Genomic DNA, 21631 nt, shown 5'->3' with positions numbered 1-21631 from the left:
CGCTAGGCGCCGCCGGGGCGCGGCGGGCAGGGTAAACGTTGCCGGTCCCAGCATCAGGAAGGTCTCAGAATCCCAGCGATCCGACCACCTCATGTGGCCCACGACCGCGTGGCAGCACCCCCACTCGTATGGTTATCCATATGACCGGTTGTCTGGCATTTTAGCGAGGTGTGATGCCAAGCACAATGCCCTCGTATGAACCAGATCGAGAGGTCGTCGGTCCGCGTGGCACCAGGGGCGGTGGCTCGGTCGGTCGGCCGACGTTGCCCGGCCAGTGCTCAACGACGATTCAGCAGCCGTCGCCAGATCGGCAGCCAAGCCCTTCGCGAAGTGTGGACGATCATGAAATTCCCACCCCGAGGGGCCGTGGTGCGCGACCCCGCACGCCACCGCGACCTGCCGTTCGACATCCGGGTGGTGGCCGGTGACGTCACGGATGCGGTGAGCGCCGAGCGTGCGGCGGCCGGACAGGACGCGGCCGTCAGCGCTGCGGCGGACCTGTCCGTGCCAGCACACGACTTCTTCACCGCGTCGTCTCGCGCGCTGGCCACCGGTCTGGCGAAGGCAGGGGCGCGCCACCTGGCGGTCGTCGGCCTCTCCTCGGTCCTGCCGGGGGCATCCGGCGCTGCGTTGATGGACGAGCCCGGCTACCCGAACGAGTACCGTTCCTTCTCCCTCGGCCACCTGGCGGGCCTCGACGAGCCGTCGGGCCAGCGAGCTCGACTGGGCGTACGTCGCAGCAGTGATCATCTGCCTGTTTCCCGATGTAGATCGCGACGTGGTGGATGTTGTCGCGGGTCCCGCAGTAGGACGAGGTCGCCAATCGCCAGCGGTTCTCCGGGTGGGACAACGGGTCCTGCCTCGTACTGGGTTTGGGTCGTGCGGGGTAGGTCGATGCCTGCGGCCAGGTAGGCGGCGCGGGTGAGGCCGGAGCAGTCGAAGCCACCCTCGGCCGGTCCGTCTCCGCCCCATAAATACGGGATACCAATCTGCCCTTGGATGTACACGACAGCGGCGTAGCCGGCGGGTCCTCCGTCAACGCCGGGTCCAGCCCGAGCGCCGGCCTGCCCGCCGCAGAGCGGCCATTTTCAGATGCACTGTGAGTGGTCGATTTCGATCAGCCACCAGTTGTGATAGAGCCGGACCAGGTCGGTGGCGGGGATCGCCGGGTCGAGCAGGGTGGAGACCAGCAGGTAGTAGCCGGTCTTCCTACCGGCGTCGGTGGTGATCGTGATCTCGCAGCGGATCACCCGGACGTCGAGCCGGCCGGCCCGCGAGCGCCAGGAGCCGTCCCGGTAGGTCTCCCCGACCGGGAAGAGCCGGTTGTTGGTGACCCGGACCAGCGGGTCCGCCTCGGTCGCGGCGATCTTCTCCAGCAGCGGCTGGCCGCCGACGTTGCGGTCGGCGAGCACGATCATCCCGGCACGCAGGCTGCTGAGGAGGCGGGTCGCGCAGGTCGGCTCGCCGTCGGACGTCGGTGCGAACACCGCGTCGATCACCCCGCGGGTGCCGCAGGCGATCAGCACGACGAGGCGGACCAGCGGGTAGCCGGTCCCGCCGTGGTTGCCGCCGCCCTTGCGGTAGACGGTCTTGTTCTCGTCGGTGTCCGGCACGACGACCTGTGTCCCGTCGAGCGCGCAGACCAGCCGGCCGTGCCACCACACCGACCCCGTCCAGCCCGCCGCGACCGCCCCACGCACCGCCTCGAACAGGCCGCGCAGTGGCGCGACGCCCAGCCGGCGGCGCGAGGCGGCCATCGACGACGCCGACGGGGACGCTACCGGCATCCCCTTCCTGATCCCGCCGACCAGCTCACGCCACACCCCCGGCCAGCCGGTGTCGGCATGGAGCACACCGGCAAGCAGCAGGTAGACCCCGACCGGGCCGGCAGGCCCCGGACCCTTTTCTGGATCTTCCCGGTCTCGGCCAGCGCGGCGTCGACCAACTCGAAGGGGACCTGGCGGGTGAGCTCACCGAGGTGGCCCGGCGCGAACCGGCCCCCGGCGACACGGACAACACGCGTGACAGATTCGATGGACAGCGGAGCTCCTGGAGCAGGGGACTTGTCTTGGTCGACTGCCTCCTAACGGGGCTCCGCTGCCCGTTTCAGCACGACACTCCGGTCCCCACCGAGTCTTGACAGACCGTTGCCCCCGCTGTAAAACCTGCCAGGCCCGCGGCCGCGCACCCGGGGTGTGGTGAGCGGGAAGGCCGGTCGCCCAGCTCGTGGTGCGAGGCGAAGCCGGTCGCCCGGCGCGCGGTGAGTGGAGAGGCTGGTCGCCCGGCCCGTGGCGAGATCGACATGGTTCGAATGATTTGTGAGGTTCGCCACCTAGCGGACGTCGTGGCGGTCGCGCGACGGCCCGCGGTCGGCTCCTGACACCGTTCGGCGGCTGTCGCCGCCGCGCCCCGGGGCGGGTGGCCGTTACGGCCTGGCGGGCCGCGGCCCGCGTGCCGCGGACGTCCCATCGCTGCTTGGCCGGTAGGCCTTCCCAGGTCAGGGCGGCTCTGCCCGGCCCAGCGCGAGAGCGAAGTTCCTGCTGACTGGAAGTCAAGATCTGGATCCGTCGGGCCACCGGTGCGGCCCCCGGCCGCCGGGCGTCGGCCGACCCCCGGGGCGACATCGATGTCTAGCCGGTCGGCTAGCGTGACAGTCGTATCCCAGGTGTCGCCCAGGGAGGCGGGGGGACGGCCGGCGCAGGCGGCGTGCCCGCGCGCGGGCTGGCCGGTGGGGCGGGCCCGCGGGCGGCCTCGGCCCCCGGTCGGGACCCATGGGGGCGGGTTTGATTCTCGCGGTCGGAGCCGATAGTTTCCTCTCACCGAGAAGGAGCCTTCCGGAAACTGGCAGTGACACTTACCTCATCATGATCGGCCGGGGCAGGGCTGGCAGCGCTGCATCAAAGCCGTTCGGGTGATGAGATTCGGGGCACCGCCACGGCGCGCGAGAAGAATCGGAAACGCGAATGTCACGCCCGACCAAGGGCCGGCGGGGAGCGGAACCAGCGGCCTCGTCCCCCTGGCCCCGCCGGTCCCGCGGCCTGATCGCCGGCCGACAGCGGCAACGCTGTTCTCGGTGGGGCGATACGCTCGTCCGCGAACCGCGGGTACGTCGTGCCGTCCAGCGGTGGGCCGGTGTGTCGTCGTGGTTTCCGCGGTGCGCGCTCGCCGGTTTCCGGCAGCGATTCGGTTGCTCCAGCATGCCCAGCCCGACCGGACTCGGTTGATCCGCGTTGTCCGGCCGCCCAGGTAGGACCCGGGCGACCAGGTCGCATCCAGGCGATGCGGCCGGTCGGGATAGCAAGAGGAGGAGATCCGTGAGACCCCGTAGAACTGTCGCGGCCGTCGCTGCCCTCGCAGCGGTGACCGTCTTCGTCGCAGGATGTGGCCGCGACTCGGGCGGCGAATTAGGGAGTGAGGACACTCCCGCCACCCAGGGGTCCACGGCCGCCGCAGCGGGTGACTTCGGCGACCTGAAGGACGTCTGTGGCACCGGCGACCCGAAGGGTGCGCCCGCTCAGGGCGTGACCGCGAGCGAGATCAGCGTCGGTGTCTTCAGTGACGTCGGCTTCACCAAGAACTCTGAGTTCGACGACGCCGCCAAGGTGTTCACCTCCTGGTGCAACGAGGCCGGCGGCATCAACGGACGCAAGATCGCCTACAACCTGCGGGACTCGAAGATCTTCGAGACCCGCCAGCGGATGATCGAGTCCTGCCGCGAGGACTTCGCGATCGTCGGCGGTGGCAGCGCGCTCGACGCCGGCGGCGTGGAAGAGCGCCTCAAGTGCCTGCTCCCCGACATCCCCGCGCAGACGAGCCAGCCGGAGAACATCGGCTCGGACCTGCAGATCGACGCGATCGGCGCCGGGCACTCCTACATCCGCTACGCCGGTTACTTCAACTGGCTGCTGAAGGAGGCCTACCCGGCCTCCGCCGGTGCGGTCGGCATCATCGCCGGTGACTCCCCGGTGACCAAGGTCATCGGGGACCAGACGGTGGAGGCCGTGCAGAAGGCCGGCGGGACGGTCGCCTACAACGACCTCTACCCGGCGGCCGGCGTCTCGGACTGGACGCCCTACGCCCAGGCGCTCAAGAGCAAGGGCGTGAAGGGCCTGGTCTTCCAGGGCGACTTCCGCAGCCTCGCGAAGCTCGAGCAGGTGCTGTCGTCGATCGACTACAAGCTCGACTGGATCGACGCCAACAGCAACGCCTACGGATCCGCGTTCGTGGAGCTCGCCGGCGACGCCATCAGCACCCAGAACAACCTGGCCGACCTCAGCGGGGTCGCGCCTCTCGAGGTGGCGGACGAGGCCCCCGCCGTCCAGAAGGTCCTGGACCTCTACAAGGAGTACGCGCCCGACGCGGAGGTCACCTTCCCGGCACTGCGCGCCTTCTCGTCCTGGCTGCTGTTCGCGGAGTCGGCCAAGGAGTGCGGGGACGACCTCACCCGCAAGTGCCTCTACGACACGGCGCGCGAGCAGACCGAATGGACTGCCGGTGGCCTGCAGGCCTCGGTCGACATCACCAAGGCCGACGCGCCGCTGAAGTGCTTCAACGTCGTGCAGGCGAGCGCGGACGGCTGGAAGCCCGCGGACTTCGAGCCTGACACCGGTGCGTTCCGCTGCGATGCCCCTTCCGTCAAGTACACGGGCTCGTACGGCACGCCGCTCACCCTCGCCAGCGTCGGCAAGAGCCTGAGCGACCTCAAGTAAATGGAACAGCTGTTCACTTTCGGGATTGTGGGGCTGAGCACCGCCGCGATCTACGCCATCATCGGCAGCGGTCTGGTGCTCACCTACACCACCACCGGCGTGTTCAACTTCGCGCACGGTGCCGCGGGCATGATGGCCGCGTTCGTGTACTGGCAGCTCACCGAGGGCTGGGGGCTGCCGGTACCGATCGCGCTGGTCCTGGTGCTGGCCGTGCTCGCGCCCGGTTTCGGCCTCCTGGTCGAACGGGTGGTGCTCCGGCCGGTCCAGGGCCTGGGCGAGGCCGAACGCCTGGTGATGACGGTCGCGATGCTGAGCGGTCTCATCGCGGTCGCCCGGTGGATCTGGGACCCGAACGAGGCGCGGTCGCTGCCGACCTTCTTCGCTGACCAGGGCGCGATCGACATCGGGCCCGCCACGATCACCTGGCACCAGGCCCTGACGATGATCGTCGCGGTGGCGGTCGCGGTCGGCCTGCGCGTCCTGCTCTACGGGACGCGCATCGGCGCGGAGATGCGGGCGAGTGTCGACGACCGGGCGCTGGTGGGCCTCACCGGCGCCAACCCGGTCCGCTCGAACCAGGTCGCCTGGATCCTCGGCACCCAGCTGGCGGCGATCGGCGGCATCCTCATCGCGCCGTCGGTCTCCCTGGACGCCGGCCAGCTCTCGCTGCTGATCGTCAGCGCCTACACGGCGGCCATCTTCGGGCGGCTGCGCAGCCTGCCGCTGACCTTCCTCGGCGCGGTCGTCGTCGGGTGCCTGGAGAGCTACCTGACCGGGTACCTCCCGAGCAACGACTACCTGCCGGGGCTGCGGCTCGCGGCGCCCGCGTTGCTGCTGTTCCTGGCGCTGCTGGTCTTCCCGCACCGCCGGCTGCGCGGGCGGGACACGAAGGCCCGCCCGGTCGCCGTCCCGTCGATCCGGGGGACTCTCGTGTTCGCCGGGGTGATCGTGGTGTTCGGGGTCGTGCTGGCCTCGGTCCTGGGCGAGGGCGACCTGATCACCTACGGGACGATCTTCTCGTTCGGTGTGATCGCGCTGTCCTACGTCCCGCTCGCGGGTTACGCCGGGCAGATCTCGCTGTGCCAGCTCAGCATGGCCGGCATCGGCGCCGCGGTCTGGGCGCACATGGGCGCCGACGGCGGGATCTGGGCGCTCGCGGCCACCGTGGTGATCTCGGGGGCGGCCGGTGCGCTGGTCGCGCTGCCGGCACTGCGGCTCTCCGGCGTGTACCTGGCGCTGGGTACGGCGGCCTTCGCGGTCATCCTCGACCGGTGGATCTTCACCCTTCCCGCGTTCGACCTGTTCGGGGCGAAGATCTCGCTGTACGACGGGGGAACGGTCGACGTGTCCGGGCCGTCGCTGTTCGGCTGGCATCTGGACAGTGGCTCCGAGCTGATGGTGTTCTCCGCGGTCTGGCTCGCGCTCACCACCCTGGCGGTGGCGTGGCTGCGTCGTGGCAGGTTCGGCCGTCAGCTCATCGCGCTGCGGGACAGCGAGGCGGCCTACGCCACCCTCGGTGGCAACCTGCTGCGGTCCAAGGTGGCGGTCTTCGCGATGTCCGCGGGCATCGCGGGCCTCGGTGGGGCGCTGTACGGCATGCAGCAGCGGTCGGTCACCGCCGAGCAGTTCGGTCTCGTCGCCGGCCTGCCGCTGTTCCTGATCGCCGTGATCGGCGGCCTCACCTCGGTGGGCAACGGCCTGTTCTCGGGGGCCGCACTGGGCGGATCTTTCCCCGTGATCTCCGCAGCGGGGACGTTCGCGCAGAACATCACCTCGGTGCTGCCCGGCCTCGCCGGGCTCGGGCTCGCGCGGAACCCCGACGGTGCCGTCCCCGAGATGCGCGCCGGCGCCGAGCCGCTCGGCCGGAACAAGCCCGTCCTGGCCGGGCTCATCGGCGTGCTCGTCGTGCTCTGGGTTCTCCAGCTCGGCGACGTGCTCGACGGCTGGCTGACCTTCAGCCTGGCGCTGGTCCTGATCGTCGCGGCCCAGACCTACGCGCAGGTCCGGGAGGCGAAGCCCGTCGAGTCGGACGTCCCCGTCGAATGGTGGGGCGTGCGCCGGGCCTGGCGTCGCGAGGACGAGGAGGTGCTGGCCCGTGGCATTGCTGGAGGTTAAGAACGTGACGGTCGCCTTCGGGGGCGTTCGCGCCCTCGACGGCGTCGCCATCGCGGCCGAGAAGGGGCGGGTCACCGGGCTGATCGGGCCCAACGGGGCCGGCAAGAGCACGCTGTTCGACGTGATCTCCGGGCTGCGCCGGCCGTCGTCCGGGCAGGTGTTCATCGACGGCCACGACGTCACCCGGCTGGGCCCGTCACGGCGCAGCAAGCACGGGCTGGCCCGGACGTTCCAGCGGCTGGAGCTGTTCGGCCGGCTGAGCGTGCGCGACAACCTCCTCGTCGCCGCGGAGCTGGGCCCGGAGCGCCGCAAGGCGGCGACCCTGGTCCCCGAGGTACTGGACAGGCTCGGCCTGACCGGCATCGCGGACACCTCCGCCGACACGCTGCCGACGGGCGTCGCCCGGCTGGTGGAGGTGGCCCGGGCGCTGACGGTCCGGCCGAAGCTCCTCCTGCTCGACGAGCCCGCCGCCGGGCAGGACGCCGAGGAGACCGAGCGCTTCGCCGACCTGCTGCGCTCGCTCGCCGCCGACGGGACCACCGTGGTCATCGTCGAACACGACATGGATCTGGTCATGAGCGTGTGCGACGACCTGTACGTGCTCGACCTGGGCAAGGTCATCGCCGCCGGCTCTCCGGAGGAGATCCGGCGCGACGAGCTCGTCCTGGCCGCCTACCTGGGAGACGCGGCATGACACCTCTCCTGGAACTGCGGGACGTCCGCGCCGCCTACGGGAAGATCACCGTCCTGCACGGCGTGAGCCTGAGCGTCGCGGCGGGTCAGGTGGTCGCCCTGCTCGGGCCGAACGGCGCGGGCAAGACGACCACGCTGAAAGTCGCGGCCGGCACGCACCGGGCCGAGTCGGGCCGGCTGCTGCTGGGCGGGCGCGACATGACCGGAGCGAACCCCCGCGACCTGGCGCGCGCGGGGGTCTGCCTCATCCCGGAGGGGCGTGGGGTTTTCCCCAACCTGTCCGTCCGGGACAACCTCCTGATGATGACCTTCACCGGTCGTTCCCGGGAGCAGATCGAGGAGATCGCGTTCGCGCGGTTCCCCATCCTCGCGAAGCGTGCCAACCAGGCCGCGGGAAGCATGTCGGGCGGGGAGCAGCAGATGCTCGCCCTCGCCCGCGGGCTGGCCACCGACCCCGCCGTCCTGCTCCTCGACGAGCTGTCCATGGGGCTGGCCCCGCTGGTGGTCGCCCGTCTCTACGAGCAGGTGGCCGAGATCGCCCAGCAGGGCGTCGCCGTCCTGGTGGTGGAGCAGTTCGCCGCCGCGGTTCTCGGTATCGCCGACCACGCGGCGGTACTGGTGCGTGGACGGGTCGAACGCCAGGGCGCCCCTGACAGCGAGTTGCGCGCCGAACTATCCGCCCTCTATCTGGGGAGTTCCACATGACGTCCACTGACGCGCGCGCGGACCGCTTCGTCCGCGAGCTCGGGGAGTTGAAGATCCCCGATCCGGCGGCCGGCCGGCCTCAGCTGTGGGTACGGCTCGGGGTGGCGTTACTGGTGGTCGGCGCCGCTCTCGGCGTGACGGCGTACGCGATGTCGCACGGCACCCGGGACCCGCTCGTCCAGCGCGACGCCCTCGCGCTCGGCCTGGGCGGCGTGGTCGCGAGCGTGGTGGGGGCGGCGCTGTTCCTGCGTTACTCCCTGACCGGCTTCCTCCGGTTCTGGATGGCCCGCCAGTCCTACGACCTCGCCCAGCTCGGCGACCGGCTGGCCGGGGTCGAGGCCGTCACCGGCCCGGCGGCCGCGGCGGCCGCGGCGGCCGCGAACGGTGCGGTCGCCAGCTCGGCGGCCGAGCCCGCCGCCGCCGAGGCGCCGGCGGAGACGCCCGAGGCGGCGGCGGAGACGCCCGAGGCGGCGGCCTCCGAGACGGCGGCGCCGGCTGCGGAGCCGGCGACGAAGGAGTCCGTCTCGACCTGACCTGGCGGTCCTGAAAAGGCTTGCGGCCAACGACATCCTCGTTGGCCGCAAGCCTTTTCGCGTTCCCGGAGCCGTCTGGCCAGGCCTTCCGCCATTGCGGACCCACCCGTATTCATGACATTATCCTGCCGTCAAAGCTTCCCGACCGGAGATGGGGGAAATGGTGCGCGCTCGTGTAGCCGGTGCCGAGGGGGTCACGTGGGGGATGAGGGCCGACTGCCCGCAGGCCGTGACGCTACGCCCGCGCCGGCCGTTCCGCTACGAGTCCTCATGATCGGCCGTCCGACCGGACGCCGGTCCCGACGGCTGCTGGTGGTTGTTCCCCTCGCCCTGGCCGGGTTGCTCGCGGCGGCCTGCGGCGGGAGCGACCCGGCGCCGGCGCCGGCGCCGGGTACGGCCGCGGCGGCGGCGAACGACCTCTCCGGCGTCACGCTGCGTTTCGGTGACCAGGTCAACGGGGTCCGCTCCGTGCTGGAAGCCTCCGGCGAGCTGGAGGACACGCCCTACAAGATCGAGTGGAGCCAGTTCCAGGGCGGTGGCCCCACGGTGATCGCGGCGCAGACCGGCGGGGACGTCGACCTCGGGGTGATGGGCGAGACCCCGGTGGTGTTCGCGCAGGCCGCGCACAGCCCGGTGACGGTCGTCGGGGCCGCCCGGATCGTCGACCCGGCGAAGTCGAACTTCGCGCTGGTCGTGAAGAAGGACTCGCCGATCCGGTCCGTCGCGGACCTGCGGGGCGCGACGATCCTCAACAGCCAGGGCACGGTGTCGCAGTACCTGGTCGCGAAGGCGCTGGAGAAGGGCGGCCTCACGACCGACGACGTGAAACTGGTGAACCTCCAGCAGGGCGCGCAGGCCGCCTACGACCGCGGCGACATCGACGTCATCGCCAGCGGGGGACCGCCCCTGGCGATGATGCTGGCGAAGGGCACCGACCGGGTCCTCATGACCGGCACGGGTGTGCTGCCCGGAGTCAACTACCTGGTCGCACGGAACGGCGCTCTCTCCGACGCCGGGCTCAGCGACGCCATCGGCGACTTCCTCGGCCGGCTCGCGCAGGCGCAGGACTGGTACAACGCCCACCCGGACGCCGCCATCGCGATCGTGAAGCCCACCTACAAGGTGGACGACACCGTCGCCCGCGCCCTCATCGACCTCGCGCCCCTGCGCTACGTGCCGATCGACAGGACGGTCACCGACGCCCACCAGCGCGAGGCGGACTTCTTCGCCGATCAGGGCGTGCTGAAGGCGAAGATCGACACGTCGACGGTCTTCGACGACCGTTACAACCCGATCATCAACGCGGTGGCCCAGGGCCGGCCTGGTCCGTCATGACCGACCTGCTGCCCTCGGGCGCGTCCCGCGCCGGGGCGCCCGACCTGGCCGGCGGGGGGCCTGGGCTGGCCGGGGCGGCCGCCGCTCCGGGCGCCGGGGCGGACCTGCCGCCGGCGCCCGGCCTCGTCCGCCCGCGGGCGTCACGGCGGCACACGCACGGGCGCGGGGCGTCACTGGCGCTGCGCGCTCTGCTGCCCCTCATCCTGTTCGGCCTGTGGTGGTGGGGCACCGAGGCGGGCTGGATCTCGTCCGACGTTCTCGTCTCACCCCCGCGGATGGTCGAGACCTTCGGTGACCTGGTGCGCGAGGACGAGCTGTTCCACCAGGTGTCGGTGTCGCTCGGCCTGGCCCTGCGGGGGGCGCTGTTCGGGGCGGCGGCCGGTTTGCTGTTCGGTGTCGTCGCCGGCCTGTGGCGGATCGGCGAGGAGCTGCTCGACGCGGTGCTGCAGATGCTGCGGACCATTCCCTTCCTCGCGGTCGTGCCGCTGTTCATCGTCTGGCTCGGCATCGGCGACCTGCCGAAGGTGCTGCTGATCTCGCTCGCCACGCTGTTCCCGATGTACCTGAACACCTACAACGGCGTCCGCAACGTGGACCGCCGGGTCATCGAGGCCATGGAGGTGTTCGGCCTGCGCGGGGCCCGGCTCGTGCTCACAGTGATCATTCCGCTGGCGCTGCCGTCGATCCTCACCGGGCTGCGGTACTGCCTCGGGATCTCCGTCCTCGCGCTCATCGCCGCCGAGCAGATCAACTCCAGCGCCGGCCTCGGCTACCTCATGTACCAGGCGCAGTCGATGCAGCAGGTCGACGTCCTGGTGGTGGTGCTGGCCATCTACGCCGTGCTCGGGCTCCTGTCGGACCTGGTGGTCCGGGTGCTCGAACGCCTGCTGATGCCGTGGCACCGCGGCCTGGCCGTCCGATGAGCCGCTCGACGAGCGCGGGCCCGGCGGCGCCGCCACGCCCGGGCACCGGCGCGCAGGCCGGCGGTGAGCTGGCCGTACAGGTCCGGGCGGCCCGTAAGACCTTCGAACGCCCGGTGCTCGACGGGGTGGATCTCGCCATCCACGCCGGCGAGTTCGTGGCGCTGCTCGGTGCCAGTGGCAGCGGCAAGACCACACTGCTGCGCATCCTCGCCGGCCTCGAGGCCGCCGACGACGGCGCGGTCTGGGTGCCGCCCACCCGCACCGTCGTCTTCCAGGAGCCCCGGCTGGTGCCGTCGCAGAAGGTCTGGCGCAACGTCGTCGTCGGGCAGCGGGGTGGCCGCGGCGCGCGCGAGGCGGCCCGCGCCGCCCTCGCCGAGGTCGGGCTGGCCGAATGGGCGGACGCCTGGCCGTCCACGCTCTCCGGCGGCCAGGCCCAGCGGGTCGCCCTGGCCCGGGCGCTGGTGCGCGAGCCGCGGCTGCTCCTGCTCGACGAACCGTTCGCCGCGCTCGACGCGCTCACCCGGATCAGGATGCGCGAGCTCATCGGCGAGCTCTGCGCCCGGCACCGGCCGGCCGTGCTCCTGGTGACCCACGACGTCGACGAGGCCGTCGTCCTCGCCGACCGCGCCGTCGTGCTGACCGACGGCCGGATCTCGCTCGACCGGCCGATCGGCCTGCCCCGCCCGCGCGCCGTGGGCGACCCGGGCTTCGCACAGGCCCGCCGCCTGCTGCTCGAGGAGCTGGGCGTCCACGAGTCGCGGCAGGCCGAGGGCCCGATCCCCGGCACGACCGAGAACGGCAAGCCTGTGGATGCCCGGGAGACCCCGGGCTTTACTACCTGACTACCTGTTCCGCGGCGCGGGCGCGTGGGCGCCCGGCCGACCGAGATGTGGAGGAGACACCATGGCGATCGACCTGACCGGCGGTCTGAGCGACGACCGCGAGTACGTGTTCCCCGCCCAGCCCGACAACCCGGACATGCGCGAGTCGGTCAACGCGTGGGTGTGGGACGACGGCGTCGAGTTCGGATTACCCCGAATCGGCATCGAGGCCGCCGCGGACCAGTGGGACACCCACGACATCCAGGTGAACATCGCGTTCGCCGGCGGCCGGGTGCTCAACATGTACGGCCCCAGGAAGGTGCACGACCCGCTGGGCGCGGACGGGAAGGCCCGCGTCCTGGGCGCGGGGCCGCTGTCCTTCGAGCTGGTCGAGCCCTATCGGCACTGGAAGATGCACCTGGAGGGCCCCGCGGTGGTGACCTCCGCCGAAGGCCAGATCGGCGGCTGGAAGCGCGGCGTCACCGGCGGGCCGACCGTCGAGGTGCGCCTCGAGCTGGACATCAGGTCCGCGGTGCCGCCGTGGGAGGGCGGCACGCTCCTCGAGGAGGCCGGCCGGGTCCTCGCCACCCAGGAGGAGGGCGACCTGATGGGCGGCCCCCGCTTCGAGCAGCTCTCCCGGGTGACCGGCAGCCTGCAGGTCGACGACGAGGTCCACGAGCTCGACGGCGGTGGCCTGCGGATCCGCCGCGCGGGCGTTCGCCGGCTCGCCACCTTCCGCGGGCACGTCTGGCAGTCGGCGCTGTTCCCGAGCGGGCGCGCGTTCGGTCTGTGCCTCTACCCGCCGCGCGCCGACGGCAAGGCGACCTTCAACGAGGGCTTCCTCTTCGAGGGCGACGGTGCGCTCATCCCGGCCCGCGTCGTGGACGCGCCCTGGCTGCGTGAGCTGCGGCCCACCGGCGAGGATGTCTCCGTCACCCTCGAGACCGAGGACGGCCGGACGACGACGATCCACGGCGAGTCGCTCCTGTCGACCTTCGCGGTGATGGGCGCGGACATCGGCTCCCAGCGCCTGAACCTGCAGCAGGCCATCGCCCGCTACACCTGGGACGGCGAGACCGCGAACGGCATGATGGAACGCTCCAGCGTGAGCGACACGGTCGCCCGGTGACCGCGGCCACCTCCGGCGCCGAGCCCGGGTCCGGCCGGGAGTCGACGGCGCCGGAGGCGGCCCGCAGGTCGGGCTTCTGATTGTCGCTGGCTCGGTCAGCCGCCGACAGTGGAGTTCTGAGCCGCGGTGACGATGGTCCTGGCGTCCGCGGGTGTCAGGAACCCGCGGAACACCGACGTCCACGCGGACGCCCGCACCTTGTTCACGTAGTCGGCGTGGGTCGGGTAGAGCTGGCGAAGCACCGGCTCCGCGGTCTGCGGCGCGGTCGGGTTGGACGGGTCGCCCGCGTTGTGCGTGTCCCAGGGGTCGGCGTCGCCGTTCCACGGGTCGGTCGCGCCGAACAGGCCGCAGAACAGGGCTGCGGCACCCTCGGCGAAGCGCTGTCCGGTCAGGGTCCTGGTGGGCACCGCGACGTCCGGAAGCCGGATGCCACCGCGGGCCAGCCCGGTGGCCGGGTCGCGGACCGGCGTGTTGCCCTGCATGCTGAGGGTCGTGCCGGTGGCCGGCGCGGGCCCGCCCCGCATCCACCGGTTCACGGCCGACAGGGCGGCGTTCAGAGAGTAGTGCGCCGGGCCGTCGTTGATGGGCGGTGTATTGGCCCCGCAGTCGCGAGGCGGAACGGGCTTGCCGAACATGCGCTCGTACACGGGCTGCCCGGTGGTGAGGAGCCACTGGTCGGCATGGGAGGTGCCGGCGAGCTCCCAGGTGTGCACGGTCGCCGAGTCCGGCTGCCGGGCGGTCACATGGAGCGTCATGTCGGTCTCGGTCAGCACGACGAAGGTCGGCACCCTCAGATCGGTACGGATGAGGGTCGGATTGGGCATCGTCTCCGACGGGTCGGCGTTCAGCGGGGGCGGTGCCGCCATGTTGCTGTGGATGAGATACCCGTCGTACGCCCGGGCCACCGGAGCCACCGCGTTGACATAGGTCGTCAGGCGCATCGCGGACTGCGACTCACCCACGCCGAGCAGCTTCGTGAACTTGAGTTTCCCGAGCGGATTCGGTCCGTTCGGAGTGCGCAACGCCTGCGCCGCCTGCGAGAAGATGTCGTACGAGTACTGGTCGCCGGGGTGGCTGAGGGTCCCGTACCGGGCCTGGTCCCAGGCCTTGAGGCCGGGGTAGGCTCCCGTCGCGTTGACGCCGAGCTGCTGGGCGGAGACGCCGACGTAGGCGTAGCCGGAACGCAGGATCTCGTCGCGCATGGTTGTCCAGTCCACCTGCGCGTCGATGCCGCCGCTGACGTTGAACCACTCGACCAGGACGGTCCCGTTGAACTTCGCCGGGTCCGACGGATAACGGACCAGCATCCTGCTCTGGTAGGGGGCCTGCGTGCCCGGTGTCACCTGCCATCTGCCATCCGAGCCGAATGTGCCGTTCCTGTTGTAGGCGGTGGCCGTGCCGCCGAACAGGAACTCCCGCTCCACGTAGCCCCTGGCGGCGAGGAGCGCCGGGTCCTCCGCCTGGAACGGGAAGCCGTGGCTACCAGCCGCCGGCTCGGTGATCGTCGGGGACGCGACGGCGCCCGCTCCGGCGCCCGCTCCGGCGCCCGCCCCGGGCGCCGCGGTCGCGGCCGGGCCGCAGACCGCGAGCACCGCGGACGTGCAGGCCGCCGCGGCGAGCAGCGCGGTGACGCGCCTGCCCGGTAATCGTGGAAAGGGCATGTGAAACCTCCACCGATTTTCCGTCTTGAGATGGGAGATGGTCATTCTCGCGCCAACCTGATCTGAGGTGCCAGGCTCACCCGATGGCTGGCACCGAGGTGCCAGTTCCCGACGGCGTCCGTTCTGCCGCCGATGGTCGCGGGCTTTCCGTTGCTCGCAGAAAGGCTCGCCTTCAGCGCGGAGAATGACACGGGCTGGCGAAGGCCCACAGGTCGAAACCGTCGTCGGAGTTGTCGAAGAGCCGGACGTCACAGCGCACGAGAAGATGACCGCGCTCGGCGCCTGATTCGCCTGGAACAGAGAACCTCCGGTCGCGGTTTGGTCAGGACATGACCGACTCACCGTTCGACCCGCACGCGCTGCTCGCGCAGAGCCGGCTCGGTGTCCTGGCCACGATCAGATCGGACGGCCGTCCGCAGCTGTCGCCCGTCCTGCCGTTCTACGAGGAGCAGTCCGGTGTGCTCTACGTGTCGATGACGGAGGGCCGGGCCAAGACGGCGAACCTGCGCCGCAAGCCCTGGGCGGCGCTGGAGGTCACCAGCCCCGACGGCCGGTCGTGGGCGACCGTGGAGGGCCCGGTCACCCTCACCGGGCCGGGAGCGGACCCACACGGCCCCGAGGTCGAGGCCCTGGTCGACTACTACCGGGCCGCCGCCGGCGAGCACCCGGACTGGCACGAGTACCGCGCGGTCATGGTGACCGAGCGCAGGGTGCTCATGGCGATGGCAGTGGCTCACCTGTACGGGCAACACCTCGGCTGACTCCCGTCGCACAGGCCGGCCGTCCACTGGGGCGGGAACGGACCCTGATCACCCAGACAGCAAATCCCCTTCAAAGGCGGGGCGGATCGCCGCCTCGCCGCTCAGGCTGTGCCGGTGGACCGAGATCCCGACGCCATCAGTCTCGTTCCGGCGCAGCGAGAGGCCCGATCCCGACCGCCCGAGGGGCCCGATCCGGGGACCGGCGCACCGGAGCAGGCACGTGACCCGGTACTGACCTATGGAAGGGAGGACGACGACACCCCACGCCCATGGAGCCGGCACGACCGGACAATGGAACGGACCGGCGTGCTCGCGATGACCCGGCGGCTGCCAGGGCTGCTCCGGCTGGCCTGGTCACTGGCCTGGGAGGCCGACCGGATCGGCCTGGTCACCATGGTCGGCCTGCGAGTTCTGTCCGGGTTGGTCGAGGCCGCCGGCCTGCTCGCCGTCGCCGGCGCGCTGACGGCGGTGCTCAGCGAGGGTCCGACCCCGCAGCGGCTGCACGACGCGATTCCCGCGCTGGTCCTCGTCGTCGGCGCCGGCGTCGTCCGGACGGCGATCTCCCTGGTCACCAGCCTCCTGCAGAGCCGCTTCGGGCCCAGGGTCGACCGCGTCTCGATCGTGCGGCTACTCGACCTGGCCACCCGGACGTCCGTGATGTCCTTCGACGACCCCCGGTTCGTCGACGATCTTGATGCGGCCGAGCGGGGTGCCGCCAGCGGGCGTCAGCTCGTCGACAACGCGGTCAACGTGTTCACCTCGGGGGTGCAGATGGTCGCCGCCGGCAGCGTCCTGGGTGTGTTGCACCCGCTCCTGCTGCCGCTGCTGGTGCTCTCGATTCTGCCGGACGGCTGGGCGACGGCGCGTTCGGCGCGGCTGGCGCACGCCTCCTGGCTCGGGCGCATCCGCAAGATCCGGCGTCAGTTCATGCTGCGCAACCACATGACCGACCGGGACTGCTCCGCGGAGATCCGCTCGTTCGGCCTGAACCGCTTCCTGCTGGACGAGTACATCGCGCTGGCCCGGGAGAACGAGGCCGAGCAGGTGCGCGTCGCCCGGGGCCAGGCGCTGTACCGGCTGACCGGGGAGGTCGTGTCCGGACTCGCGCTGGGGGCCGTGTACGTGACGCTGGTCCTCCTGCTCAACGCCGAGATCATGCCGCTCGCCGCCGCGGGCACGGCGGTCCTGGCCATCCGGAACGGGCGAGGCGCGCTGTCCTCGGCGCTCGACAGCCTGAACAGCGCCTTCGAGAACTTCCTGTACTTCGGGGAGTACCGGTCGTGGATCGCGGAGGCGGCCCGCCGGGTACCGGCGCCACGCGGCGACATGGCGCCGGCCGAACCGGCGGTCGTCCGGGTCGACGCCGCCACCTACACCTACCCGCACACCGACACCCCGGCGCTGCGCGGGGTCACCGTCGAGCTGCGGCGCGGCCAGGTCGTCGCGTTCGTCGGCGCCAACGGCAGCGGCAAGTCCACCCTCGCGAAGATCCTCGCGGGCCTGTACGAACCGGACGAGGGGACGGTCAGCTGGGACGGGGTCGACCTGGCCCAGGTCGACCCGGACAGCGTCCGGGCACGGGTCGGTCTGATCCCGCAGCAGTACACACAGTGGCCGATGTCGGCCCGGCTCAACATCGCCGTCGGGAACATCGACCGGCTCGCGGCGGACGGCCCGGACAGCGTGATCCCGGCCGCGACGGCCACCGGCGCGGCCGAGGTGATCGAGAAGCTGCCGTACGGCTACGACACCTCGCTGGCCCGGCAGTACAACTCGGGGCACGACCTCTCCGGCGGGCAGTGGCAGCGGATCGCCTGCGCGCGGGCGGTCTACCGGGACGCCCCGTTCCTCATCGCGGACGAGCCGTCCGCGGCCCTCGACGCCCGCGCCGAGCAGGCGCTCTTCGACCTGATCCGCGAGCAGGGGCGGGACAGGGTGGTCCTGCTGATCACCCACCGGCTGGCCAGCGTGCGCACCGCCGACCGCATCTACGTCCTCGACGAGGGCCTGGTCGTCGACAACGGCACGCACGCCGAGCTGATGACGCGGCCCGGCATCTACCAGGAGCTGTTCAACCTGCAGGCACGACAGTTCGTCGACCTGCCGGATCCGGCGGCGCCAATGCCCTGACGGCCCGGTGGGCGCGCGGACGCCAGTCGCTCGGCGGTGGTACCGCGGAGCGCGGGTCCGCGCCGTCGGCTAGCATGCCCCGCATGCTCGCGCGGATGAACTTCTGGTGGCCCGTCACAGTGGCGGCCCACTCCCACCGCGCGTAGATCTCTCCCGCGGCCGCCCTGCCCGGCGGCCGCCGTTGTTTCCCATCCCGGGGCAGGGCTGATCGCCGAGTCCAGGCGACCGCCCGGCGACCAAGGAAACGACCATGGAACTGCTCCGCCACCTGCTCGGCGCGCTCACCGCGGGCCGGGACCCCGGCCCGTTCGCGCTGCTCCGCCGCGAAGGCGCCGATCATCTCGACGTCCTCACCGGGGACGTCGAGGTCGCCTCCCGGCTGGCCGACATCCCGCTGCCACCGGGGCCGGCCGGGCCGCGCACGCTGGCGCTCGTGCCGTTCCGGCAGATCGTCGAACGCGGCTTCGCCTGCGTCGACGACGGCGCCCCGCTGGAGTGCCTGCGGGTCAACGGGCACGAGCGGGTGCCGCTGCCGGCCGCCCTTGCGGCTCTGCCGGCGGGTGCCGTGACCGCCACCGGCGGGCGGTTCGACATCGGTGACGAGCGTTACGCCGAGATCGTGGGCGAGGTGCTCCGCGACGAGATCGGTCGCGGGGAGGGCGCGAACTTCGTCATCCACCGCACCTACACCGCCTCGATCGCGGGCCCGCCGCTGACCGCCGCGCTCACCGCGCTGCGCCGCCTGCTCACCGGCGAACGGGGCGCCTACTGGACGTTCCTCGTCCACACCGGAACGCGCATCCTGGTCGGGGCCACCCCGGAACGCCACGTCAGCGTCGACGCCGGGCTGGTGCGGATGAACCCGATCTCCGGCACCCACCGGCTGCCGGCCTCCGGGCCCGACCGCGGCGCCCTGCTGCGGTTCCTGTCCGACCGCAAGGAGATCGACGAGCTGTTCATGGTGCTCGACGAGGAGCTGAAGATGATGGCCCGGGTCGCCGAGCACGGCGGGCAGGTGCTCGGGCCGTACCTCAAGGAGATGTCGCACCTCGTCCACACCGAGTACCTGCTGGCCGGACGGGGCTGCCTCGACGTCCGGGAGGTACTGCGCGAGACGATGTTCGCCCCGACCGTCACCGGCAGCCCGCTGGAGAACGCGTTCCGGGTGATCGCCCGGCACGAGGGCCGCGGGCGGCGTTACTACGCCGGCGTGCTCGCCCTGCTCGGCCGGGACGAGGCGGGCGCGCAGACCCTCGACGCGCCGATCCTGATCCGGACCGCGGAGATCTCGCCCGGCGGCGACCTGCGCGTGCCGGTCGGCGCGACCCTCGTCCGCCACTCCACCCCGGCCGGCGAGACGGCGGAGACACACACCAAGGCCGCCGGGATGCTCGCCGCCCTGGGCCTGCGCCCGCCCGCCACCGGCGCGGCCCCGGCCCCGGGCGCCGTCAGGGACGTGGCTGACCCCGTCGGCGCGGGCGTCCCGCTGGGAGCCGATCCGGAGATCGCCGCCGTGCTCGCCGGCCGCAACCTCGGCCTGGCCCGGTTCTGGATGGCGGAACGCGCCCCGGCGCCGAACCCGGCCCCCGGGCTGGCCGGCAGGTCGGCGCTCGTCGTCGACGGCGAGGACACCTTCACGGGGATGCTCGCCCACCAGCTGCGCGCACTCGGCCTGACGGTCACCGTGCGGCCGTGGCACTCGGCCGGGGACACCGCCCGATTCGATCTGGTGGTGCCCGGCCCCGGCCCGGGAGATCCAACAGTGCGTGCCGACCCCCGGATGGCAGCGATGCGCGGTGTCGTGGCCGACCTGCTGGCACGGCGGCGGCCGATGCTCGCGATCTGCCTGGGCCACCAGCTCCTCGCCGGCCTGCTCGGGCTGCGCCTGCGCCGCCGGGAGGCCACCTACCAGGGGCTGGCCCGCGAGATCGACCTGTTCGGCCACCGGCGCCGGGTCGGTTTCTACTCCACGTTCACCGCGGAGTTCGACCAGGACGAGATCCTCACCCCCCACGGTGTGGTCCAACTCGCCCGCGACCCCGCGGGCGTTCGGGACCTCGCCGGCAATTCGGACGACCGGCGGGACGAGGCGGTGCACGCGTTGCGTGGGCCGACCTTCGCCGGGCTCCAGTTCCACCCGGAGTCGGTGCTCAGCCTGGACGGCCACGAGGTTCTGCGCGACCTGCTGACGGATCTGCTGCTCGTTCCCGTGCGCCTGGCCTGATCGCGCGCCCGTCACACGCCACATCGTCTACTCGCCCTTTTGACGTCCTTCTCGCCGTTTCAGAATCGGATCCGGCCCGATTCACCCTCGAAACAGCGAGAAGGACACTAAACGACGAGCAGTTCTATTTGTGACCCCGGCCCCGGGGCCCGGGCCCGGATTTCGGTTCGTCCCGCGATCGGGTCGGGCTGGTTACTCGACGACGTAGCGGCGGGGGATCCAGGTCTGGCTGTCGATCGGCGGGCGCTTGTAGGCCCGGTCCTGGCGGGGCGGCAGGTCGACGGCGGGGTACGGGAGGGCCTCGTAGGGCACCGTCGACAGCAGGTGGCTGATCAGGTTCAGCCGGGCGCTGCGCTTGTCGTCCGCGTCGACCACGTACCACGGGGCCTGCCGGATGTCGGTGTAGGCGAACATCTCGTCCTTGGCCTCGGCGTAGTCGACCCAGTGGGCACGGGCCTGCAGGTCCATGTCGGAGAGCTTCCAGCGCTTCTCCGGGTTCTTGATCCGGTCCGCGAACCGGCGCTCCTGCTCGGCGTCGCTCAGCGAGAGCCAGTACTTGACCAGGGTCAGCCCCGACCGGACCAGCGCGCGCTCCAGCTGGGGGCACGTCCGCAGGAACTCCTCGTATTCCTCGTCGGTGCAGAATCCCATCACCCGTTCCACCCCGGCGCGGTTGTACCAGCTCCGGTCGAAGAACACGATCTCGCCGCCCGCCGGCAGATGGGTGATGTAACGCTGGAAGTACCATTGGGTGCGTTCCCGCTCGGTCGGCGTGCCGAGGGCGACGACCCGGAAATGGCGGGGGTTGAGACGTTCGGTGATGCGTTTGATGACGCCGCCCTTGCCGGCGGTGTCCCGGCCCTCCATGATGACGGCGACCCGCCGCCCGGAGTGGACGATCCATTCCTGCATTCGCACCAGCTCGGTCTGCAGCCGGGCCAGCTCCTTGTCGTAGGCCGTTCTCGACAGGCGCTCCGGGGTCACGTCGGCGGGCATAGCGGCAACTGTCGGCCGCGGCGCCCGGCCTGTCAACGCCCGTACCCGGGCGGTTACCAGAGGCGGTCAGAGACCTACGGTGCTGTCGAGGAGCTCTCGGATCATGTCCGCGTGGCCGTTGTGCCGGGCCTACTCCCGGATGCGGACTGCCCGCGACCGCCGGGTCGTACCAGATCCGTCCCAGGTCGGGCTTCGCCTCCAGGATCCGGCTGAACCAGTTCCGCTCGGTCTCCGCCAGGTGGCAGAGCAGGCCGTGCAGGGACAGCGGCGACGTGACCACCGGCCTGGCTCTGCGCAGGTCGTCGCTCAGCCCGTCGCACTTCGCCAACAGGGTCGACCGGTGGAACTCGAGCCAGCCGTCGAGCAGCTCCCGTTCGTCCTGGAGGTAGGTGAGGCGAGCCCTGGCGGGCGGCTCCGGTTCGTCAGCCACCAACCGTTCCTTCGCGCGCCGCGGTCGGCAGGTCGTGGGCTCGGGCGCGGGCGTAGGGCTCGAACACGGTCGCGATGTGCCCCTGTTCCGCGGCGGACTTCGGCCGTTGCAGCTCGGTAGAGGTGGGGAAGCCCGGCCCAGGCGGTCACCGCGTCCCACAGCCGGCCGGCGGCCGCGCCGACCGGCGCCGGGGCCACAACCGGGCCGAACTGATCTCCCTGCCAACTCTGTCCGGTCGATCGTGTCGGCCCCGGGAACGGGCGCCTTTGCGGTCCGGTCACGTGCGTGGCACGCAAATTGGCAACAGCAACCTTTCGCCGGCCCGGAGGCCTGCCAACGTCGCCGGAACTCGCCGGGAGAGACCCACCGTGGGCAGGCCTGCGGGGCCCCGGGGAAGCCGGGCAGCGGCCGGTGACAGGCGGTCGGGGAGCCTTCGCCGGGCTCGGCGGCGGGCGGGGGTGGGGCC

The 21631-nt window shown here is 71.7% G+C and carries 16 protein-coding genes and 3 pseudogenes; 13 read left to right on the top strand and 6 right to left on the bottom strand.

Going from position 1 to position 21631, the window contains the following annotated elements; translation table 11 throughout:
• Positions 1–195 precede the first annotated feature (195 nt).
• Positions 196–549 (top strand): annotated as a pseudogene (locus FMEAI12_RS40235) (hypothetical protein); the annotation flags it as partial.
• Positions 550–746: 197 nt separating this feature from the next.
• Here FMEAI12_RS40235 and FMEAI12_RS26885 read toward each other — a convergent pair.
• The 3 genes and pseudogenes from FMEAI12_RS26885 to FMEAI12_RS36735 form a co-directional block, all read right to left on the bottom strand.
• Positions 747–1007 (bottom strand): C40 family peptidase, encoded by a 261-nt coding sequence (locus tag FMEAI12_RS26885; RefSeq protein ID WP_235014571.1) that lies wholly within the window; start codon positions 1005–1007, stop codon positions 747–749.
• A gap of 81 nt (positions 1008–1088) precedes the next feature.
• Entirely contained in the window at positions 1089–1757 is a 669-nt protein-coding gene (locus FMEAI12_RS26880) for a transposase (RefSeq protein ID WP_235014582.1), read from the bottom strand.
• A 6-nt stretch (positions 1758–1763) separates the two neighbouring features.
• Positions 1764–1945 (bottom strand): annotated as a pseudogene (locus FMEAI12_RS36735) (transposase domain-containing protein); the annotation flags it as partial.
• A gap of 1369 nt (positions 1946–3314) precedes the next feature.
• Between FMEAI12_RS36735 and FMEAI12_RS26870 the strand changes: the two are divergent.
• The 9 genes from FMEAI12_RS26870 (at position 3315) to FMEAI12_RS26830 (ending at position 12963) form a co-directional block, all read left to right on the top strand.
• Positions 3315–4709 (top strand): ABC transporter substrate-binding protein, encoded by a 1395-nt coding sequence (locus FMEAI12_RS26870; protein WP_112108278.1) that lies wholly within the window; start codon positions 3315–3317, stop codon positions 4707–4709.
• Positions 4710–6824: an ABC transporter permease gene (locus FMEAI12_RS26865; RefSeq protein ID WP_112108277.1), complete on the top strand. Its 2115-nt coding sequence runs from the start codon at positions 4710–4712 to the stop codon at positions 6822–6824.
• Entirely contained in the window at positions 6805–7518 is a 714-nt protein-coding gene (locus FMEAI12_RS26860) for an ABC transporter ATP-binding protein (RefSeq protein WP_071066977.1), read from the top strand. The genes FMEAI12_RS26865 and FMEAI12_RS26860 overlap by 20 nt, the downstream gene beginning before the upstream one ends.
• Positions 7515–8222: an ABC transporter ATP-binding protein gene (locus tag FMEAI12_RS26855; RefSeq protein ID WP_020461396.1), complete on the top strand. Its 708-nt coding sequence runs from the start codon at positions 7515–7517 to the stop codon at positions 8220–8222. Before FMEAI12_RS26860 ends, FMEAI12_RS26855 begins: the two co-directional genes overlap by 4 nt.
• On the top strand, positions 8219–8755 hold the full coding sequence (locus FMEAI12_RS26850) for a hypothetical protein (RefSeq protein ID WP_112108276.1): 537 nt from the start codon (positions 8219–8221) through the stop codon (positions 8753–8755). Before FMEAI12_RS26855 ends, FMEAI12_RS26850 begins: the two co-directional genes overlap by 4 nt.
• Before the next feature lie 312 nt (positions 8756–9067).
• A complete protein-coding gene (locus FMEAI12_RS26845; protein ID WP_235014569.1) occupies positions 9068–10090 on the top strand; it encodes an ABC transporter substrate-binding protein in 1023 nt (340 codons plus the stop codon).
• Positions 10087–11013 carry an ABC transporter permease gene (locus FMEAI12_RS26840; protein ID WP_112108274.1) on the top strand — a complete coding sequence of 309 codons (927 nt, stop codon included), beginning with the start codon at positions 10087–10089 and terminating at the stop codon, positions 11011–11013. The genes FMEAI12_RS26845 and FMEAI12_RS26840 overlap by 4 nt, the downstream gene beginning before the upstream one ends.
• Positions 11010–11855 (top strand): ABC transporter ATP-binding protein, encoded by an 846-nt coding sequence (locus FMEAI12_RS26835; protein WP_112108273.1) that lies wholly within the window; start codon positions 11010–11012, stop codon positions 11853–11855. Before FMEAI12_RS26840 ends, FMEAI12_RS26835 begins: the two co-directional genes overlap by 4 nt.
• A 61-nt stretch (positions 11856–11916) precedes the next feature.
• Entirely contained in the window at positions 11917–12963 is a 1047-nt protein-coding gene (locus tag FMEAI12_RS26830) for a hypothetical protein (protein WP_112108272.1), read from the top strand.
• Positions 12964–13058: 95 nt separating this feature from the next.
• Here FMEAI12_RS26830 and FMEAI12_RS26825 read toward each other — a convergent pair whose 3' ends face one another.
• Positions 13059–14624, bottom strand: a complete 1566-nt coding sequence (locus FMEAI12_RS26825; RefSeq protein WP_112108271.1) for an alpha/beta hydrolase domain-containing protein — start codon at positions 14622–14624, stop codon at positions 13059–13061.
• A gap of 329 nt (positions 14625–14953) precedes the next feature.
• Here FMEAI12_RS26825 and FMEAI12_RS26820 point away from each other — a divergent pair, with 329 nt between their 5' ends.
• From FMEAI12_RS26820 to FMEAI12_RS26810, 3 genes are all read left to right on the top strand, one after another.
• Positions 14954–15385: a PPOX class F420-dependent oxidoreductase gene (locus FMEAI12_RS26820; RefSeq protein WP_071066984.1), complete on the top strand. Its 432-nt coding sequence runs from the start codon at positions 14954–14956 to the stop codon at positions 15383–15385.
• A gap of 291 nt (positions 15386–15676) precedes the next feature.
• Entirely contained in the window at positions 15677–17515 is a 1839-nt protein-coding gene (locus FMEAI12_RS26815) for an ABC transporter ATP-binding protein (protein WP_235014567.1), read from the top strand.
• Between the two features lie 250 nt (positions 17516–17765).
• Positions 17766–19739, top strand: coding sequence for a chorismate-binding protein (locus FMEAI12_RS26810; RefSeq protein WP_112108269.1), 1974 nt, complete (start codon positions 17766–17768; stop codon positions 19737–19739).
• 192 nt (positions 19740–19931) lie between these two features.
• Here the strand turns inward: FMEAI12_RS26810 and ppk2 are convergent, their stop codons facing one another.
• Together ppk2 and FMEAI12_RS40230 are read right to left on the bottom strand one after the other, a co-directional pair.
• Positions 19932–20735 (bottom strand): polyphosphate kinase 2, encoded by an 804-nt coding sequence (ppk2, locus tag FMEAI12_RS26805; protein ID WP_112108268.1) that lies wholly within the window; start codon positions 20733–20735, stop codon positions 19932–19934.
• Positions 20736–20964: 229 nt separating this feature from the next.
• Positions 20965–21165 (bottom strand): annotated as a pseudogene (locus FMEAI12_RS40230) (DUF664 domain-containing protein); the annotation flags it as partial.
• Positions 21166–21631 lie beyond the last annotated feature (466 nt).

It is taken from the genome of Parafrankia sp. Ea1.12, assembly GCF_900465275.1.
In the GTDB taxonomy this organism is placed as follows: domain Bacteria; phylum Actinomycetota; class Actinomycetes; order Frankiales; family Frankiaceae; genus Parafrankia; species Parafrankia soli.
The sequence above is the reverse complement of the archived record's forward strand: the minus strand, read 5'-3'. Positions and strand labels throughout refer to the sequence as shown.

What these genes read in the sequence shown, in the direction of transcription:
- FMEAI12_RS26850 (WP_112108276.1), top strand. Translation starts at nt 8,219, where the DNA reads ATGACGTCCACTGACGCGCGCGCGGACCGCTTCGTCCGCGAGCTCGGG.
- FMEAI12_RS26840 (WP_112108274.1), top strand. Translation starts at nt 10,087, where the DNA reads ATGACCGACCTGCTGCCCTCGGGCGCGTCCCGCGCCGGGGCGCCCGAC.
- ppk2 (WP_112108268.1), bottom strand. Translation starts at nt 20,735, where the DNA reads ATGCCCGCCGACGTGACCCCGGAGCGCCTGTCGAGAACGGCCTACGAC.
- FMEAI12_RS26825 (WP_112108271.1), bottom strand. Translation starts at nt 14,624, where the DNA reads ATGCCCTTTCCACGATTACCGGGCAGGCGCGTCACCGCGCTGCTCGCC.
- FMEAI12_RS26815 (WP_235014567.1), top strand. Translation starts at nt 15,677, where the DNA reads ATGGAACGGACCGGCGTGCTCGCGATGACCCGGCGGCTGCCAGGGCTG.
- FMEAI12_RS26835 (WP_112108273.1), top strand. Translation starts at nt 11,010, where the DNA reads ATGAGCCGCTCGACGAGCGCGGGCCCGGCGGCGCCGCCACGCCCGGGC.
- FMEAI12_RS26810 (WP_112108269.1), top strand. Translation starts at nt 17,766, where the DNA reads ATGGAACTGCTCCGCCACCTGCTCGGCGCGCTCACCGCGGGCCGGGAC.
- FMEAI12_RS26830 (WP_112108272.1), top strand. Translation starts at nt 11,917, where the DNA reads ATGGCGATCGACCTGACCGGCGGTCTGAGCGACGACCGCGAGTACGTG.
- FMEAI12_RS26865 (WP_112108277.1), top strand. Translation starts at nt 4,710, where the DNA reads ATGGAACAGCTGTTCACTTTCGGGATTGTGGGGCTGAGCACCGCCGCG.
- FMEAI12_RS26880 (WP_235014582.1), bottom strand. Translation starts at nt 1,757, where the DNA reads ATGGCCGCCTCGCGCCGCCGGCTGGGCGTCGCGCCACTGCGCGGCCTG.
- FMEAI12_RS26820 (WP_071066984.1), top strand. Translation starts at nt 14,954, where the DNA reads ATGACCGACTCACCGTTCGACCCGCACGCGCTGCTCGCGCAGAGCCGG.
- FMEAI12_RS26855 (WP_020461396.1), top strand. Translation starts at nt 7,515, where the DNA reads ATGACACCTCTCCTGGAACTGCGGGACGTCCGCGCCGCCTACGGGAAG.